This is a genomic window from Variovorax sp. W1I1 (assembly GCF_030815625.1).
Lineage (GTDB): Bacteria > Pseudomonadota > Gammaproteobacteria > Burkholderiales > Burkholderiaceae_C > Variovorax > Variovorax paradoxus_C.
In genome coordinates, this window is sequence record NZ_JAUSWZ010000001.1 from 6,614,400 (window position 1) to 6,630,987 (window position 16,588).

Consider the following 16,588-nt stretch of genomic DNA (forward strand, 5'->3'; position numbering starts at 1 on the left):
CCCATGATTCCGTTCTCGATCCTCGACCTCTCCCCCATCACCGAGGGCAGCGACGCCGCGCAGTCGTTCCGCAACTCGCTCTCGCTGGCGCAGCACGGCGAAAAGCTCGGCTACACGCGCTACTGGCTCGCCGAGCACCATGGCATGCCGGGCATCGCGAGCGCGGCGACCGCGGTGCTGCTGTCGTACATCGGGGCGGGCACTTCGTCCATTCGCATCGGCGCCGGCGGCGTGATGCTGCCGAACCATTCGCCGCTCGTCATTGCCGAGCAGTTCGGCACGCTCGCGTCGCTGTACCCGGGGCGCATCGACCTGGGGCTCGGGCGGGCGCCGGGCTCCGACCAGCGCACGGCGCGTGCGCTGCGCCGCAATCTCGAATCGGATGCCGACCAGTTCCCGCAGGACGTGGTCGAACTGATGGATTTCATGTCGAAGACGCCGCAGCAACCGGTGCGGGCGGTGCCCGGCGAGGGGCTCGAGGTGCCGGTGTGGATCCTCGGCTCCAGCACCTTCGGCGCGCAGCTCGCGGCGCACCTGGGCCTGCCTTATGCCTTCGCCTCGCACTTCGCGCCGCAGCAGATCATGCAGGCCATCCAGATCTACCGCGAGACCTTCAAGCCCTCGGCGCAGTTGAAGAAGCCGTACGTGATGCTGGGCTTCAACGTGTTCGCGGCCGACACCGACGAGGAGGCCGAGTTCCGCGCCACCTCGTGGCAGCAGGCTTTCGTCAACCTGCGCAGCGGCCGCCCCGGCCGCCTGCCGCCGCCGGTGGAGAACTACCGCCAGAAGGTCGGGCCGGCGGAGAACGCGCTGCTCGACTCGGTGCTGTCGTGCTCGGCGGTCGGTTCGGTCGAGACGGTGCGCAAGGGCGTCGAGGCTTTCGTCGCGCGCACCGGGGCCGATGAACTGATGATCACCTCGCAGGTATTCGATCACGCGGCGCGGCTGCGCTCCTACGAGCTGCTGGCCGGCATCCGCTAAAGGCCGATTTCCCACACGCCCGAGCCCGCTACCTCCGGGCTGGGACAATGGCGGGCTTATGGCAAAGCAACGGATCGTGGTCGGACTGAGCGGCGGAGTGGACTCCGCCGTCACCGCGCACCTGCTCAAGCAGCAGGGGCACGAGGTGGTCGGCATCTTCATGAAGAACTGGGAAGACGACGACGACAGCGAGTACTGCTCGTCGAACATCGACTTCATCGACGCCGCCAGCGTGGCCGACGTGCTGGGCATCGAGATCGAGCACGTCAACTTCGCCGCCGACTACAAGGACCGCGTGTTCGCCGAGTTCCTGCGCGAATACAAGGCCGGCCGCACGCCGAACCCCGACGTGCTGTGCAACGCCGAGATCAAGTTCAAGGCTTTTCTCGACCACGCGATGCGCCTGGGCGCGGAGAAGATCGCGACCGGCCACTACGCACGCGTGCGGCTGAACGAAGCCACTGGCCGGCACGAGTTGCTCAAGGGGCTCGATCCGTCGAAGGATCAGAGCTATTTCCTGCACCGCCTGAACCAGGCGCAGTTGTCGAAGACGCTGTTCCCGGTCGGCGAGCTGCACAAGACCGAGGTGCGTCGCATCGCCGAGGACATCGGCCTGCCCAATGCGAAGAAGAAGGACTCGACCGGCATCTGCTTCATCGGCGAGCGGCCGTTCCGCGACTTCCTGAACCGCTACATCTCCAAGGAGCCGGGCCCGATCAAGGACGACCGCGGCCGCAAGCTCGGTGAGCACCAGGGCCTGAGCTTCTACACGCTGGGGCAGCGGCAGGGGCTGGGCATCGGCGGCGTCAAGGAGAAGGGCGCGCAGCGCGGCTCGGGCGACCATTCGCCGTGGTTCGTGGCGCGCAAGGACATCGAGAAGAACACGCTGTGGGTGGTGCAGGGGCACGACCATCCGTGGCTGCTGTCGTCGGCGCTGAATGCGGACGATGCGAGTTGGGTGTCGGGCGAGGCGCCCGCGGCGGGCAGCTACGGCTCGAAGGCGCGCTACCGGCAGGCGGATGCGGGATGCGAGCTGTCTGATGGCGCGAATGGGGCCTTCAGCCTGCGCTTCGGCGCGCCGCAATGGGCAGTGACGCCGGGGCAGTCGGCCGTGCTGTATGACGGCGAGCGCTGCCTCGGGGGCGGCGTCATCGTCTGACCGGCGGCGGGGTCCGCACCGATTCGTCGATGTGGATCAATTCGAGCCGGTGGCGCTGGCCGGCCAGATAGTCTTCGACGCACTGCAGCAGCAACGGGCTGCGATGCCGCGCCACGCTGGCGCGAATTTCATCAGGTGTCATCCACAGCGTGCGCACGATGCCTTCGTCGAGTGCTCGACCTTCCTCCTTGGCGCCGAGCACGCCGGTGAAGGCGAAGCGCATGTAGGTCACGTCTTCTCCCTGCTCGGCCTTCGGCCGCGAGCGCGCCATGTAGATGCCGACGAGCGCGGTGGGGGTGAAGTGGTGGGCAGTTTCCTCGAGCGTTTCGCGAATGCACCCTTCTTCCGGCGATTCACCGGGGTCCAGATGGCCCGCAGGCGTGTTGAGCATGAGGCCGTCGGCAGTGTGCTCCTCGACCAGCAGGAAGCGGCCGTCCTGCTCGATCACCGCGGCCACGGTGACGTTGGGCTTCCAGCGCACAGCCATGGCCTGCTCAGCGCAGCACGTAGCCGCTGAAGCGCCAGGTGCGGTCGCGGTCGAGGTGAAAGCTCACGAGTTCGCGCAGGGTGCCGTCCGGCTTGTTGGCGAAGCGGGTCTCGTATTCGACACTGACGTACTGGCCGGCGGTGTCCGCGTCGGCATCGGCCACGACCTGGCGGTTGACTGCCACCCAGGTGCGCTGCTGGGGCGCCCCGAGTGAGGCGCGGCTCTTGGCGACCTGACCGGTGAAATCGGCGCGGGTCACGCGCTTGCGGGTGGCCGGCGTGGCGCCGTCCCAGAGTTCGCCGGCCTTGCCCTGGTCGATCATCTGGATCGCCTGCATGCCGCCGCGCACCATGTCGCTGGGCTCCACGATGTCCTGCGCGGCCGCCAGGCCGGTGAAGCTGCTCCAGAGCAGTGCGGCGGAGACCAGCAGCCGGGTCATGCGGTTCATCGTCTCTTTCCTTGTTGCGAGTGCAGTTGGAGACTGTAGCCCGGCGGAGATTCCCGGCCTGTCGGGTCGGCACCACGCTGCGCCAGGTGCTATCGCGAGGGCAGAGTGTTCGCCTCGATCGTTTCCAGCCGGTAGCCCAGTCCGTAGATGGCCAGCAGCAGGAAACCGTTCGCAGGGCGAAGATCGAGCTTCGTTCTCAGGCGCGACACGTGGGTGTCGAGCGAGCGCGAGAGCGCCTCGACGCCCAGCCCCCACACCGCCTCGTGCAGGTGTTCGCGCGAGAGCAGCCGACCGAGGTTCTGGAACAGGAAGAGCGCCAGTTCGTACTCGCGGTTCTTCAGTTCGACCAGCTTGCCCCGGACCTTCAGCACGCGCGAAGGCGGGTAGAAATGGTACGGGCCGAAAACCAGCTCGGACTCGTGCTTCGCGGGATAGGACCGCCGCAGCAGAGCAGTAACCCGGGCTTCGAGTTCGCCGGCCCGGATGGGCTTGGCCATGAAATCGTCGGCCCCGCTGTTGAGGGCCTCGACCATGTCGGCTTCATCGCGCCTGTCGGTCACGAAAAGTATGGGCAACCGGCTCTTGAGTTCGTGCCGGATGGCCTTCACTACATCAAGCCCCTTGATATCCGGAAGGCTCCAATCGAGGATCAACAAGTCGAAGGTCTGCCTGCGCAAGGACTGCAGCAGCGTTTTTCCTTCGGTGTACATGTGGGACTCGTGTCCGAGTCCCGCCATGGTGTGATTGATCAACTTGAGCTGTTCCGCCCCGTTGTCCAGTACGGCAATACGCATTCCATCCCCTTTTCCTCCCTTCGCCAGCCTCAGTGAGCGGACGATTGACAGGAAGTGTATCTATCTGCGTCTGACGTAAGAAATAGAGATTGCAACTAATGCACGCTAATTGCGTTTTTCGAGCCGAAGCTAAACATAGTTGACTACAGTTAAATACAAATGCTGTTAATCGCACCCTCGGCGTTTACGGATTGGCATTGATCCGTGGCTTCTTGATCGCGATCAAGACGCCGATCAGGGCTTCGGGCGAGACTGCCGGCTCCGACCGGCAAATACCCGAAGTCGCTATAAATTGAATAGCTATACCGATAGCATGCATGGGGCCTGGCAGGCAAATTCGTTGCGACATTCTTGCGACACGAGCATCTGTAATCTTGCTGTAAGCTCTGCCCGCATTCCGTGCTGCCCCTTCCCCTGAGGAGATCTCTATGCTGATAGGCGTGCCTGCCGAAACCGCGGCTGGCGAAACCCGAGTGGCCGTGACACCTGAAACGGTGAAGAAACTGGTCGCTTCCGGGCATATCGTTCGTGTTCAGTCGGGAGCCGGCGTTGCAGCCAGCGTCACCGATGCGGCTTACCAGACCGCCGGCGCGGAAATCACGGACCAGGCGGGCGCGCTGTCCGCCGACATGGTGCTCAAGGTGCGCACGCCCAGCGACGCCGAGGCAGCGCTGATGAAGCCAGGCGCCGTCGTCATCGGCATGCTCAATCCGTTCGATGCCGCGGGCCTGCAACGCCTGGCATCGGCCGGCGTGACCGGCTTCGCGCTCGAAGCGGCCCCCCGCACCACCCGCGCCCAGAGCATGGACGTGCTCTCCTCGCAAGCCAACATCGCCGGCTACAAGGCCGTAATGATCGCGGCCGACCGCTACCAGCGCTTCTTCCCGATGCTCATGACCGCGGCCGGCACGGTGAAGGCCGCGCGCGTCGTCATCCTGGGCGTCGGCGTGGCCGGCCTGCAGGCGATCGCCACGGCCAAGCGCCTGGGCGCGGTCATCGAAGCCTCCGACGTTCGCCCGAGCGTCAAGGAGCAGATCGAATCGCTCGGCGGCAAGTTCATCGAGGTCTCCTACGACACCGATGAAGAAAAGGAAGCCGCCGTCGGCGTCGGCGGCTACGCCAAGCCGATGCCCCCGAGCTGGCTCGCACGCCAGCAGGTCGAGGTTGCCAAGCGCGTCGCTCTGGCCGACATCGTCATCAGCACCGCGCTCATTCCCGGCCGCGCCGCGCCGACGCTCATCACCGAGGACATGGTCAAGTCCATGAAACCCGGCTCGGTGATCGTGGACATCGCCGCTGGCAAGGGTCCTGGCGGTGTCGGCGGTAATTGCCCGCTGTCGGAAGCCGACAAGACGGTCGTGAAGCACGGCGTGACCATCGTCGGCGAAACCAATCTCGCGGCGCTCGTGGCGGCCGATGCATCGGCGCTCTATGCGCGCAACGTGCTCGACTTCCTCAAGCTCATCGTCACGAAGGAAGGTGCGCTCAAGATCGACCTGGAAGACGACATCGTCGCCGCCTGCCGCATGACGCAGGACGGCCAGGTCACGAAGAAGTAAGCGAACAGCGAACAAGCGAGGAGAACAAGCGCCATGGATCCCGTTTCCCACACAGTCATCAACCTGATCATCTTCGTGCTGGCCATCTACGTCGGCTACCACGTGGTCTGGACCGTCACGCCCGCGCTGCACACGCCGCTGATGGCCGTGACCAACGCGATCTCGGCGATCGTGATCGTGGGCGCCATGCTGGCGGCCGCGCTCACCACCACGCCGCTGGGCAAGACCATGGGCGTGCTCGCGGTGGCCCTGGCGGCAGTGAACGTCTTCGGCGGCTTCCTGGTCACGCGGCGGATGCTGGAGATGTTCAAGAAGAAGGACAAGAAAGCCGCCGCACCCAAGGCTGAAGAGGGAGCTTCCAAGTGAGCATGAACCTCGTCACGCTGCTGTACCTCGTTGCCAGCGTCTGCTTCATCCAGGCCCTGAAGGGCCTGTCGCATCCCACCACCTCGATCCGCGGCAACATCTTCGGAATGACCGGCATGGCGATCGCCGTGCTCACGACCATCGCGCTGATCCACGGACAGGCGCGCTCGCTCAACGTCGACTTCGGCACCGGCATCGCCTATGTGCTCGCGGCCGTGGTGGTCGGTGGTGGCCTGGGCGCCTTCATGGCCAACAAGGTCGAGATGACCAAGATGCCCGAGCTGGTCGCCTTCATGCACAGCATGATCGGCCTGGCCGCGGTCTTCATCGGCGTGGCCGCGGTGGCCGAGCCCTGGGCCTTCGGCATCACCGCCGCGCCCGTGGCTGCGCTCATCGGCGCGCAGACGCCGGACGGCGCCGTCATCCTCGACGGCTTCGTGCGCTATGCCATTCCCGCGGGCAACCGGCTCGAGCTCTTCCTGGGTGCGGCCATCGGCGCCATCACCTTCAGCGGCTCGGTCATCGCCTTCGGCAAGCTCTCGGGCAAGTACAAGTTCCGCCTGTTCCAGGGCGCGCCGGTGCAGTTCTCGGGCCAGCACATGCTCAACCTCGTGCTGGGTCTCCTGACCGTCGCACTGGGCCTAGTGTTCGTCTTCACCGAAAGCTGGCCGGCCTTCTTCGCGATGCTGGCCCTGGCCTTCGTGATGGGCGTGCTCATCATCATCCCGATCGGCGGGGCCGACATGCCGGTGGTGGTGTCGATGCTCAACAGCTACTCGGGCTGGGCGGCCGCGGGCATCGGCTTCAGCTTGAACAACGCGATGCTGATCGTGGCCGGTTCGCTGGTGGGTTCCTCGGGCGCGATCCTCTCGTACATCATGTGCAAGGCGATGAACCGCTCGTTCTTCAACGTGATCCTGGGCGGCTTCGGCGGCGAGGCGGCCACCACCGGCGGCGCAGCCAAGGAGCAGCGCCCGGTGAAGACCGGCAGCGCCGACGACGCGGCCTTCGTGCTCGGCAATGCCGAGACCGTGGTGATCGTGCCGGGCTACGGCCTGGCCGTCGCACGCGCGCAGCATGCGGTGAAGGAGCTCGCTGCCAAGCTCACCGAGAAGGGCATCACCGTCAAGTACGCAATCCATCCGGTGGCGGGCCGCATGCCCGGCCACATGAACGTGCTGCTGGCCGAGGCCGAGGTGCCCTACGACCAGGTGTTCGAGATGGAAGACATCAACGGCGAGTTCGGCCAGGCCGACGTGGCGATCATCCTGGGCGCCAACGACGTGGTGAACCCGGCCGCGCACACCAAGGGCAGCCCGATCTACGGCATGCCGATCCTGGAAGCCTACAAGGCCAAGACGGTGATCGTGAACAAGCGCTCCATGGCGGCGGGCTATGCCGGCCTGGACAACGAACTCTTCTACATGGACAAGACCATGATGGTTTTTGGGGATGCGAAGAAAGTAGTGGAAGATATGGGCAAGGCCATCGAATAGGCCGGCGATCCAGGCCCGCAGCAATGCGGGCCAGATCATCGCGGCGCCATTCGAGCGCCGTTTTCGTTTCAGTTACCCGCAAGTTCCAAGACCTGGAGGAGACACATCCATGACCGACCGCCCCTGGCTCAGCAGCTATCCGCAAGGCGTGCCCGCCGACATCGACGCTTCGCACTATTCATCGCTGGTCGGGCTCATGGAAGAGAGCTTCACCAAGTACGCCGACCGCACCGCCTACAGCTTCATGGGCAAGGACATAAGCTACGCGGAGACCGACAAGCAGAGCAAGGCCTTCGCCGCGTACCTGCAAGGCCTGGGCCTCGTGAAGGGCGACCGCGTGGCCGCGATGATGCCCAACTGCCCGCAGTATCCGATCGCTGTGGCGGCCATCCTTCGCGCGGGGCTGATCCTGGTGAACGTGAATCCGCTCTACACGCCGCGCGAACTCGAGCACCAGCTCAAGGACTCGGGCGCCAAGGCCATCGTCATCATGGAGAACTTCGGCACCACGCTGCAGCAATGCATCGCGGCCACGCCGATCAAGCACATCGTGCTCACCTCGATGGGTGACCGTCTCGGTTTCCTCAAGGGCGCGCTGGTCAACTATGTGGTGCGCAACGTCAAGAAGATGGTGCCGCACTTCAGCCTGCCGGGCGCCGTGCGCTTCAACGATGCGCTCGACAAGGGCGCGAGCCGAACGCTGCAGGCCCCGACCATCGGCCCCGACGACGTGGCGGTGCTGCAGTACACCGGCGGCACCACCGGCGTCTCGAAGGGTGCGGTGCTGCTGCATCGCAACGTGATCGCCAACGTGCTGCAGTCCGAGGCCTGGAACGAACCCGTCATGGCGCAGGTGCCGGCCGGCGAGCAGCCCACCAGCGTGTGCGCGCTGCCGCTGTATCACATCTTCGCGTTCACGGTCGGCATGATGCTGAACATGCGCACGGGCGGAAAGCTGATCCTGATCCCGAATCCGCGCGACCTCGCGGGCGTGCTGAAGGAGCTCTCGAAGCACACGATCCACAGCTTCCCCGCGGTCAACACGCTCTTCAACGGCCTGGCGAACCACCCCGACTTCAACACCGTCAACTGGAAGAACCTCAAGGTCTCGGTGGGTGGCGGCATGGCGGTGCAGGCTGCGGTCGCAAAGCTCTGGCTCGAGAAAACCGGCTGCCCGATCTGCGAAGGCTACGGCCTCTCCGAAACCTCGCCCTCGACCACCTGCAACCCCACGAACAGCAAGGCCTACACCGGCACCATCGGCCTGCCGCTGCCGGGCACCTGGCTCAAGCTGCTCGACGACGACGGCAACGAAGTGCCGATGGGCCAGCCCGGCGAAATCGCCATCAAGGGCCCGCAGGTGATGGCGGGCTATTGGCAACGTCCCGACGAAACCGCCAAGGTCATGACGCCCGACGGCTACTTCAAGAGCGGCGACATCGGTGTGGTCGACGAGCGCGGCTACTTCAAGGTGGTCGACCGCAAGAAGGACATGATCCTGGTGTCGGGCTTCAACGTGTACCCGAACGAGATCGAAGACGTCGTTGCACAGATTCCGGGCGTGCTCGAATGCGCGGCGGTGGGCGTGGTCGACGACAAGACCGGCGAGGCCGTGAAGCTCGTGATCGTGAAGAAAGACGAGTCGCTCACCGAGGCGCAGGTGCGCGAATACTGCAGAGCAAACCTTACGGGTTACAAGCAGCCGCGAATCGTAGAGTTTCGTACGGACCTCCCGAAAACACCGGTCGGAAAAATCCTCCGCCGCGAATTGCGCGACGCCAAGAAGTAAGGGTTCGGCCCGGGTAGGGCCACGGCATCGATCTTGCATATTCGCGGGTCGATGTTTAAGTTCATTTGCGTTCGTTTAAGTTTGCTCGTGCCGACCTTCATCGGCATGACGCTGCTGGCCTTCTTCCTCATCCGGCTGGTGCCGGGCGACCCCATTGAAACCATGGCCGGCGAGCGCGGGATCGATCCCGCGCGCCATGCCGAACTGCGCACCGCCTACGGCTTCGACAAGCCGATCCTCGTGCAGTACGGCATCTACATCGGCCGCGTGCTGCATGGCGATCTGGGCAAGTCGATCATCACGCAGGACAAGGTGATGAGCGAGTTCCTCGCGCTCTTCCCGGCCACCGTGGAGCTCGGCGTGTGCGCGATTCTTTTTGCGCTGCTGCTGGGCCTACCCGCCGGCATCCTCGCGGCGGTGCGGCGCAATTCCATCTTCGACCACGGCGTGATGGCCACCTCGCTCACCGGCTACTCGATGCCGATCTTCTGGTGGGGGTTGCTGCTGATCCTGTTCTTCTCGGTGCAGCTCGGATGGACGCCCGTTTCCGGGCGCATCGCGGTGCAGTATTTCATCGAGCCCGAGACCGGCTTTCTCTTGATCGACTCGCTGCGCGCCGGCGATACCGACGCCTTCTGGTCGGCGCTGCACCACCTCATTCTTCCGGCCATCGTGCTGGGCACCGTGCCGCTCGCGGTGATCGCGCGCATGACGCGTTCGGCCATGCTCGAAGTGCTCGGCGAGGACTACATCCGCACCGCGCGCGCCAAGGGCCTTTCGCGCTTTCGCGTGGTGGGACTGCATGCGCTGCGCAACGCGTTGATCCCGGTCGTCACCGTGATCGGCTTGCAGGTGGGCGTACTCTTCACCGGCGCGATCCTCACCGAGACGATCTTCTCCTGGCCCGGTGTCGGCAAGTGGCTCATCGAGGCCATCGGCCGGCGCGACTATCCGGTGCTGCAGGGCGGCATGCTGCTGCTCGGCGGCATCGTGATGCTGGTGAATCTTCTGGTCGACGTTGCCTACGGCGTCATCAATCCCCGTATTCGACGCTGATGATGAACACCACTTCGACCCCCACCATTCCGACGACGGGCGCCAACACCGCGCCGCCCGGCCCCTGGCGCGAGTTCTGGACCGCCTTCTCGGCGAACCGCGGCGCGGTCATCGGGCTCGCGACCATCGTCGTGCTGCTGCTCGTTGCGTTGTTCGCACCGTGGATCGCGCCGCACGCGCCCAACGAAACCAACAGCGCCGTGTTCTTGCAGCCGCCTGCATGGCAGCAGGGCGGAACGTGGAGCTACCTGCTGGGCACCGACGCCATCGGGCGCGACATCCTGTCGCGCCTCATGTACGGCGCGCGGCTCTCGCTGTCGATCGGTGTCGCCGTGGTGGCGTTGTCGGTGGTGGCGGGCGTGGTGCTCGGGCTCATCGCCGGGTTCTTCCGTGGCGTGCTCGAGATCGCGATCATGCGGCTCATGGACATCGTGCTCACGCTGCCGAGCTTGCTGCTCGCCATCGTGATCGTCGCCATCCTCGGCCCGGGGCTCGTCAACGCGATGCTCGCGGTGGCCATCGTGGTGCTGCCGCATTACGTGCGCATCACGCGCGCGGCCGTCATCGCCGAGGTCTCGCGCGACTACGTCACCGCGGCCCGCGTGAGCGGCGCCGGCACGCTGCGCCTGATGTTCCGCGAGGTGCTGCCCAACTGCGCGGCGCCGCTGATCGTGCAGGCCTCGCTCGGCATCTCTACCGCCATCCTCGATGCGGCGGCGCTCGGCTTCCTCGGTCTCGGCGCGCAGCCGCCATCGCCCGAGTGGGGAACGATGCTGGCCGATGCGCGCGAGTTCGTGCTGCGCGCGTGGTGGGTCGTGACCTTTCCGGGTCTCGCGATCCTCGCGGCCGTGCTGGCTTTCAATCTGCTGGGCGACGGTCTGCGCGATGCGCTCGACCCCAAGCTCAAGCGCTGATTCAACGCAAAGGAGAGAAACGATGCCTTTGCTGGACATCAAAGATCTGCACGTCGAATTCCCGACGCAAGGCGGCGTGCTGCACGCCGTCGACGGTGTGAGCCTCACGCTCGAAGAAGGCGAGGTGCTCGGCATCGTCGGCGAATCGGGCTCGGGCAAAAGCGTCACGATGATGGCGCTCATGGGCCTGGTCGGCTTCCCGGGCCGCGTGCGCGCGGAGCACATGCGCTTCGCGGGAAAAGACCTGCTCGGCATCTCCGACAAGGCGCGCCGTTCGCTGGTCGGCAAGGAGGTCGCGATGATCTTCCAGGAGCCGACCACCAGCCTCAACCCCTGCTTCACCATCGGCTTCCAGTTGATGGAAGTGCTGCGCCTCCACCTGAACCTGGACAAGCGCACGGCGAAGAAGCGCGCGACCGAACTGCTGGAGCAGGTCGGCATTCCCGCCGCGTCGTCGCGCCTCGCAAGCTACCCGCACCAGCTCTCGGGCGGCATGAACCAGCGCGTGATGATCGCAATGGCCATCGCCTGCAACCCGCGCCTCTTGATTGCAGACGAGCCGACCACCGCGCTCGACGTGACCATCCAGGCGCAGATCCTCGACCTGCTGCGCGACCTGCAGAAGGAGCGCGGCATGGCGCTGGTGCTCATCACGCACAACATGGGCGTGGTGAGCGAGATGGCGCAGCGCATCGCCGTGATGTATGCGGGCCAGGTGATGGAGCACCAGCGCGTCGACCGGCTCTTCGCATCGCCGCAGCACCCCTACACCGAAGCACTGCTCGCGGCATTGCCCGAGCGAGCGGCGCCCGAAGGACGGCTTGCCACCATCAGCGGCGTGGTGCCCGGCGTGCACGACCGGCCTTCGGGCTGCCTGTTCGCGCCGCGCTGCAGCTACGTCACCACGCGCGCCTGCAACGTGCGTCCCGCACTGCGCGAGTGGCAGGGCGCCGAGGTGCGCTGCCACTATCCGCTCGGCGAGCCGGGTCGCATCGTGGCGATCGAGCAGGACCGGCCGCAACAGGTGCCCGCGGCGGAGGCGCTGCAATGAACAACGACAAGGGCGCGCCCGGCGACGTCGTGGTCGAAGCGACCAGTCTGCAGCGCACCTACGACGTGCGACGCGGGCTCTTTCGCGCGCCGGCGCATCTGCGCGCGGTGGGCGACATCTCGTTCCGCCTCGAGCGCGGCCGCACGCTGGCGGTGGTGGGCGAATCGGGCTGCGGCAAGTCCACGCTCGCGCGCATGGTCGCGCTGATCGAGAAGCCGACGGCCGGGCAGCTCACGCTCGTCGGCGCCGATGCGGTGAACCCGCCGGCCGAGCGCAAGCGCGAGCTGCGCCAGGCCGTGCAGTTGGTGTTCCAGAACCCCTACGGCTCGCTCAATCCGCGCAAGAAGATTTCGGCCGTGCTCGAAGACCCGCTCGCGATCAACACCACGATGGGGAAGTCGGAGCGCGCTGCAAAGGCACGCGAAATGCTCGCCCGAGTCGGCCTGCGCCCCGAGTACGCGAACCGCTATCCCCACATGTTCTCGGGCGGTCAACGCCAGCGCATCGCGATTGCGCGCGCGCTCATGCTGTCGCCGCGCCTCCTGGTGGCCGACGAGCCGGTGTCGGCGCTCGACGTGTCGATCCAGGCGCAGGTGCTGAACCTGCTGGCCGACCTGCAGGCCGAGTTGGGCCTCGCGTACCTCTTCATTTCGCACGACCTCGGCGTGGTGCGCCACATCGCGCATGACGTGCTCGTGATGTACCTCGGCCATGCGGTGGAGCAGGGCCCGAAGGGGCGCATCTTCGCGCGCCCGCTGCATCCGTACACGCAGGCGCTGCTCGCATCGACGCCGGGGCTCAGCAGCCAGCGCATCGTGCTCAAGGGCGAGCTGCCGTCGCCGCTGAATCCGCCCACGGGCTGCGTCTTCAACACGCGCTGCCAGCACGTGCAGCAGCGCTGCCGCGAAGAGCGCCCCTTGCTGCGCGCGCTCGACGAGCGGCTGGTGGCCTGCCACTACGCAGAGAAGTTCCTCGATGGCACGCCGCCCGTGCGCGCCGATGTTCCCGTGCTCGCCGTTCCGATGGCGACGAATCCCTGAGCTCATCCGTTTTTTCAACCGTGTCTGAAGGAGTCCTCATGAAGACCCAATCCTCCGTTTCGCGCCGCTCACGAATGCTGGCGCTCCTGGCACCGACAGCGCTTGCGGCCCTTACCCTGGCCGCGGGTGCTGTGTCAGCCAAGACGCTGGTGTATTGCTCCGAAGGAAGCCCAGAGAATTTCTATCCGGGCATGAACACCACCGGCACGTCGTTCGACGTGACCACGCAGGTCTACAACACCATCGTCGAGTTCGAGCGCGGCGGCACCAAGGTCATGCCGGGACTCGCTGAAAAGTGGGACATCTCGCCCGACGGCACCGTCTACACCTTTCACCTGCGCAAGGGCGTGAAGTGGCACACCACGAGCAAGAGCTTCAAGCCCACGCGCGACTTCAACGCCGACGACTTCATCTTCATGCTCGAGCGCCAGTGGAAGGAGAGCGATCCGTTCTTCAAGGTCACGAGCCAGAACCACTCGTACTTCAACGACATGGGCATGCCCAAGCTGCTGAAGTCAGTGGACCGCATCGATGACTTCACCGTGAAGATCACGCTCAACCAGGCCGAGGCGCCGTTCCTCGCGAATCTCGCGATGCAGTACGCGGGCATCCAGTCGAAGGAATACGCGATCGCGATGCTCAAGGCCGGCACGCCCGAGAAGGTGGACCAGGACCCGATCGGCACAGGCCCGTTCTACCTGGTGCAGTACCAGAAGGACGCGGTCATCCGCTTCAAGGCCTTCCCGCAGTACTGGGGCGGCAAGGCCAAGATCGACGACCTCGTGTTTGCGATCACGCCCGATGCGTCGGTGCGCTGGGCCAAGCTGCAGAAGGGCGAATGCCACGTCATGCCGTACCCGAACCCGGCCGACCTCGACGCGATCCGCAAGGACCCGAACGTGCAGGTGCTGGAGCAGCCGGGCCTGAACGTCGGCTACCTCTCGTACAACACGACGAAGAAGCCTTTCGACGATGTGCGCGTGCGCAAGGCCATCAACATGGCGATCAACAAGAAGGCGATCATCGACGGCGTCTACCTCACGACTGGCGTTGCGGCGAAGAACCCGATTCCGCCGACCATGTGGTCCTACAACGATGCGATCAAGGACGATCCGTACGACCCCGAAGCCGCGAAGAAGCTCTTGGCGCAGGCCGGGTTCCCCGACGGTTTCTCGACCGACCTGTGGGCCATGCCGGTGCAGCGCCCGTACAACCCGAACGCCAAGCGCATCGCCGAGCTGATGCAGGCCGACCTCGCCAAGATCAACGTCAAGGCTGAGATCAAGAGTTTCGAATGGGGCGAGTACCGCAAGCGCCTGCAGGCCGGCGAGCACCAGATGGGCATGCTGGGCTGGACCGGCGACAACGGCGATCCGGACAACTTCATGTACACGCTCCTGGGCTGCGCCTCGGCCAAGTCGGCGAGCGGCAGCAACATCTCGAAGTTCTGCTACCAGCCGTATGAAGACCTCGTGGTGAAGGCCAAGAGCACGGTGAAACAGGCCGACCGCGACGCGCTCTACAAGAAGGCGCAGGTCATCTTCAAGGAGCAGGCGCCGTGGTTCACCATCGCACACGCGGTGCAACTGAAGCCCGTGCGCAAGGAAGTGATCGACTTCAAGCTGAGCCCGTTCGGTCGCCACACCTTCTACGGCGTGGACATCAAGTAAGCGGTGGCTGAGCCCATCGCCATTGTCGCGGCGATGCACGAGGAGCTGAAGGCGCTCCTCGCGCAGATGCCCGATGAGCAGCGGGTGCGCGTTGCCGGGCGCGACTTCTGGGTCGGCCATCTGCATGGCCAGCCCGTGGTCGCGGTGCTGTCGCGCATCGGCAAGGTCGCCGCGGCGGTGACGGCCACGGTGCTGCTCGAACGCTTCGGCGTGCGGGCCATCGTGTTCAGTGGAGTCGCGGGCGGACTCGCGCCGGGCGTGAATGTCGGCGACGTTGTCGTGGCGACCGAACTGCTTCAGCACGACATGGATGCTTCGCCGCTCTTTCCGAAATACGAAGTGCCCTTGATGGGCGTTTCGCGCTTCACGGCCGACGCTGTCATCAGCGATGCGTTGGCGGTCGTTGCAGAAGAGTCGCTGCGTGACCCGGTGGGGCTGGTGGGGCAGGAGGCCGCCGATGAGTTCGGCCTTCGTTCACCGAAGGTCCATCGCGGCTTGCTGATCAGCGGCGACCGCTTCGTCTCGACCGCCGCCGAAAGCGAAGCGCTGCGGCGCCATCTGCCCGATGCACTCGCGGTGGAAATGGAAGGCGCCGCAGTGGCCCAGGTGTGCCACGACTATGGCGTGCCCTTCGCGGCGATGCGGACGATTTCGGACCGCGCCGACGACGAGGCCCACGGCGACTTCGCGCGCTTCATCGCCGAGGTCGCGAGCCGCTACAGCCTCGCGCTGGTCGGCGCGTGGCTCGCGAGGCTGCCGGCTACTTGAGCCAGCCGCGCCGGCGGAAGTACCACATCGGCACCAGCGCGCTCGCCGCCATCAGCACGATGGCATACGGATAGCCCATGGCCCAGTCGAGCTCGGGCATGAACTTGAAGTTCATGCCGTAGATGCTCGCGATCAGCGTGGGCGGCAGCAGCGCGACGCTCGCCACCGAGAAGATCTTGATGGTCTTGTTCTGGTTGATGTTGATGAAACCGACGGTCGCATCCATCAGGAAGTTGATCTTGTCGAACAGGAAGGCCGTGTGGTTGTCCAGCGATTCGATGTCGCGCAGGATCTGCCGGGCCTCTTCGAACTGCTCGGCGTTGAGCATCTTGCTGCGCATCATGAAGCTCACCGCGCGGCGCGTGTCCATCACGTTGCGGCGGATGCGGCCGTTCAAGTCTTCCTGCCGCGCGATGAGGCCGAGCACCTCGCCGGCCAACTCGTCGGTGACGTTGCCCGAGAGCACTTTCTTGCCGGCGACTTCGAGCTCGTCGTAGATGTTCTCCAGCGTGTCGGCCGAGTATTCGGCGTCGGCGTCGAAGAGTTTGAGCATCACCTCTTTCGCGTCTTCGATCAGCCCCGGCGCGCGGCGTGCGCGCATGCGCAGGAGGCGGAACACGGGCACGTCTTCGTCGTGGATCGAGAACAGCACGCCGCGGCTGCGCAGATCGGTGTTGTGCTGGTTGAGGATGAAAGCCACGCGCACGGTGCGCGGGTCTTCGTCGTCGTCGATCAGGAAGTCGGAACGGATGTGCAGTTCGCCGTTGTCTTCCTCGTAGAAGCGGGCGGATTCCTCGATGTCCTCGTCCATCGCGTCTTCGGGAATCGACAGGCCGTAGTACTGCTTGATCCAGCGCTTTTCCTCGAGCGTGGGGGATTCGAGGTCGACCCAGATCGGCTGGAACTTGGAGAGCTCTTCGAGCGACTCGATCTCTTCCTGGACGAGGCGGCCGTTGGCGAGCGTAAAGATGTTGAGCATGGGCTCACTCCCGGGGATGACTGAAACGGTG

General features: G+C 65.3%; 16 protein-coding genes. 12 read left to right on the forward strand and 4 right to left on the reverse strand.

Going from position 1 to position 16,588, the window contains the following annotated elements; genetic code table 11:
- Positions 1–3 precede the first annotated feature (3 nt).
- Together QFZ83_RS30820 and mnmA are read left to right on the forward strand one after the other, a co-directional pair.
- The gene (locus tag QFZ83_RS30820) at positions 4–981 is read left to right on the forward strand and encodes an LLM class flavin-dependent oxidoreductase (protein WP_306881127.1); all 978 of its coding nucleotides are present in this window, start codon (positions 4–6) and stop codon (positions 979–981) included.
- A 58-nt stretch (positions 982–1,039) separates the two neighbouring features.
- A complete protein-coding gene (gene mnmA / locus QFZ83_RS30825) occupies positions 1,040–2,140 on the forward strand; it encodes a tRNA 2-thiouridine(34) synthase MnmA (protein WP_306881104.1) in 1,101 nt (366 codons plus the stop codon).
- Here mnmA and QFZ83_RS30830 read toward each other — a convergent pair.
- The 3 genes from QFZ83_RS30830 to QFZ83_RS30840 all read right to left on the reverse strand — a co-directional run bounded on the left by QFZ83_RS30830 (position 2,130) and on the right by QFZ83_RS30840 (position 3,869).
- Positions 2,130–2,627 (reverse strand): NUDIX hydrolase, encoded by a 498-nt coding sequence (locus tag QFZ83_RS30830; protein ID WP_306881105.1) that lies wholly within the window; start codon positions 2,625–2,627, stop codon positions 2,130–2,132. The genes mnmA and QFZ83_RS30830 overlap by 11 nt on opposite strands.
- Positions 2,628–2,634: 7 nt before the next feature.
- The gene (locus QFZ83_RS30835) at positions 2,635–3,075 is read right to left on the reverse strand and encodes a DUF4019 domain-containing protein (protein WP_013538883.1); all 441 of its coding nucleotides are present in this window, start codon (positions 3,073–3,075) and stop codon (positions 2,635–2,637) included.
- Positions 3,076–3,164: 89 nt separating this feature from the next.
- The gene (locus QFZ83_RS30840; RefSeq protein WP_306881106.1) at positions 3,165–3,869 is read right to left on the reverse strand and encodes a response regulator transcription factor; all 705 of its coding nucleotides are present in this window, start codon (positions 3,867–3,869) and stop codon (positions 3,165–3,167) included.
- Between the two features lie 428 nt (positions 3,870–4,297).
- Here QFZ83_RS30840 and QFZ83_RS30845 point away from each other — a divergent pair, with 428 nt between their 5' ends.
- The 10 genes from QFZ83_RS30845 (at position 4,298) to QFZ83_RS30890 (ending at position 15,578) form a co-directional block, all read left to right on the forward strand.
- On the forward strand, positions 4,298–5,428 hold the full coding sequence (locus QFZ83_RS30845) for a Re/Si-specific NAD(P)(+) transhydrogenase subunit alpha (protein ID WP_306881107.1): 1,131 nt from the start codon (positions 4,298–4,300) through the stop codon (positions 5,426–5,428).
- 33 nt (positions 5,429–5,461) lie between these two features.
- Positions 5,462–5,794: an NAD(P) transhydrogenase subunit alpha gene (locus tag QFZ83_RS30850; protein ID WP_013538886.1), complete on the forward strand. Its 333-nt coding sequence runs from the start codon at positions 5,462–5,464 to the stop codon at positions 5,792–5,794.
- Positions 5,791–7,290 carry an NAD(P)(+) transhydrogenase (Re/Si-specific) subunit beta gene (locus QFZ83_RS30855; protein WP_307512157.1) on the forward strand — a complete coding sequence of 500 codons (1,500 nt, stop codon included), beginning with the start codon at positions 5,791–5,793 and terminating at the stop codon, positions 7,288–7,290. Before QFZ83_RS30850 ends, QFZ83_RS30855 begins: the two co-directional genes overlap by 4 nt.
- A 109-nt stretch (positions 7,291–7,399) precedes the next feature.
- A complete protein-coding gene (locus tag QFZ83_RS30860) occupies positions 7,400–9,079 on the forward strand; it encodes a long-chain-fatty-acid--CoA ligase (protein WP_306881109.1) in 1,680 nt (559 codons plus the stop codon).
- A gap of 51 nt (positions 9,080–9,130) precedes the next feature.
- Positions 9,131–10,135 (forward strand): ABC transporter permease subunit, encoded by a 1,005-nt coding sequence (locus QFZ83_RS30865; protein WP_013538889.1) that lies wholly within the window; start codon positions 9,131–9,133, stop codon positions 10,133–10,135.
- Positions 10,135–11,049: an ABC transporter permease subunit gene (locus QFZ83_RS30870; protein WP_373424086.1), complete on the forward strand. Its 915-nt coding sequence runs from the start codon at positions 10,135–10,137 to the stop codon at positions 11,047–11,049. Before QFZ83_RS30865 ends, QFZ83_RS30870 begins: the two co-directional genes overlap by 1 nt.
- A gap of 22 nt (positions 11,050–11,071) precedes the next feature.
- Complete coding sequence (locus QFZ83_RS30875; protein WP_307512161.1) at positions 11,072–12,100, forward strand: ABC transporter ATP-binding protein; 1,029 nt, start codon at positions 11,072–11,074, stop codon at positions 12,098–12,100.
- Positions 12,097–13,140 (forward strand): dipeptide ABC transporter ATP-binding protein, encoded by a 1,044-nt coding sequence (locus QFZ83_RS30880; protein WP_307512162.1) that lies wholly within the window; start codon positions 12,097–12,099, stop codon positions 13,138–13,140. Before QFZ83_RS30875 ends, QFZ83_RS30880 begins: the two co-directional genes overlap by 4 nt.
- 38 nt (positions 13,141–13,178) lie before the next feature.
- Positions 13,179–14,810: an ABC transporter substrate-binding protein gene (locus QFZ83_RS30885; RefSeq protein WP_307512164.1), complete on the forward strand. Its 1,632-nt coding sequence runs from the start codon at positions 13,179–13,181 to the stop codon at positions 14,808–14,810.
- Between the two features lie 3 nt (positions 14,811–14,813).
- Entirely contained in the window at positions 14,814–15,578 is a 765-nt protein-coding gene (locus QFZ83_RS30890; RefSeq protein WP_307512166.1) for a 5'-methylthioadenosine/adenosylhomocysteine nucleosidase, read from the forward strand.
- On the opposite strand, the gene corA is transcribed toward QFZ83_RS30890, so the two are convergent.
- Complete coding sequence (corA, locus tag QFZ83_RS30895; RefSeq protein WP_013538896.1) at positions 15,571–16,557, reverse strand: magnesium/cobalt transporter CorA; 987 nt, start codon at positions 16,555–16,557, stop codon at positions 15,571–15,573. The two genes, QFZ83_RS30890 and corA, sit on opposite strands and share 8 nt — an antisense overlap.
- Positions 16,558–16,588: the final 31 nt, after the last annotated feature.

Coding starts and splice junctions, on each gene's coding strand:
- QFZ83_RS30820 (WP_306881127.1), top strand. CDS start 4: ATGATTCCGTTCTCGATCCTCGACCTCTCCCCCATCACCGAGGGCAGC.
- mnmA (WP_306881104.1), top strand. CDS start 1,040: ATGGCAAAGCAACGGATCGTGGTCGGACTGAGCGGCGGAGTGGACTCC.
- QFZ83_RS30830 (WP_306881105.1), bottom strand. CDS start 2,627: ATGGCTGTGCGCTGGAAGCCCAACGTCACCGTGGCCGCGGTGATCGAG.
- QFZ83_RS30835 (WP_013538883.1), bottom strand. CDS start 3,075: ATGAACCGCATGACCCGGCTGCTGGTCTCCGCCGCACTGCTCTGGAGC.
- QFZ83_RS30840 (WP_306881106.1), bottom strand. CDS start 3,869: ATGCGTATTGCCGTACTGGACAACGGGGCGGAACAGCTCAAGTTGATC.
- QFZ83_RS30845 (WP_306881107.1), top strand. CDS start 4,298: ATGCTGATAGGCGTGCCTGCCGAAACCGCGGCTGGCGAAACCCGAGTG.
- QFZ83_RS30850 (WP_013538886.1), top strand. CDS start 5,462: ATGGATCCCGTTTCCCACACAGTCATCAACCTGATCATCTTCGTGCTG.
- QFZ83_RS30860 (WP_306881109.1), top strand. CDS start 7,400: ATGACCGACCGCCCCTGGCTCAGCAGCTATCCGCAAGGCGTGCCCGCC.
- QFZ83_RS30865 (WP_013538889.1), top strand. CDS start 9,131: ATGTTTAAGTTCATTTGCGTTCGTTTAAGTTTGCTCGTGCCGACCTTC.
- QFZ83_RS30870 (WP_373424086.1), top strand. CDS start 10,135: ATGATGAACACCACTTCGACCCCCACCATTCCGACGACGGGCGCCAAC.
- QFZ83_RS30875 (WP_307512161.1), top strand. CDS start 11,072: ATGCCTTTGCTGGACATCAAAGATCTGCACGTCGAATTCCCGACGCAA.
- QFZ83_RS30880 (WP_307512162.1), top strand. CDS start 12,097: ATGAACAACGACAAGGGCGCGCCCGGCGACGTCGTGGTCGAAGCGACC.
- QFZ83_RS30885 (WP_307512164.1), top strand. CDS start 13,179: ATGAAGACCCAATCCTCCGTTTCGCGCCGCTCACGAATGCTGGCGCTC.
- corA (WP_013538896.1), bottom strand. CDS start 16,557: ATGCTCAACATCTTTACGCTCGCCAACGGCCGCCTCGTCCAGGAAGAG.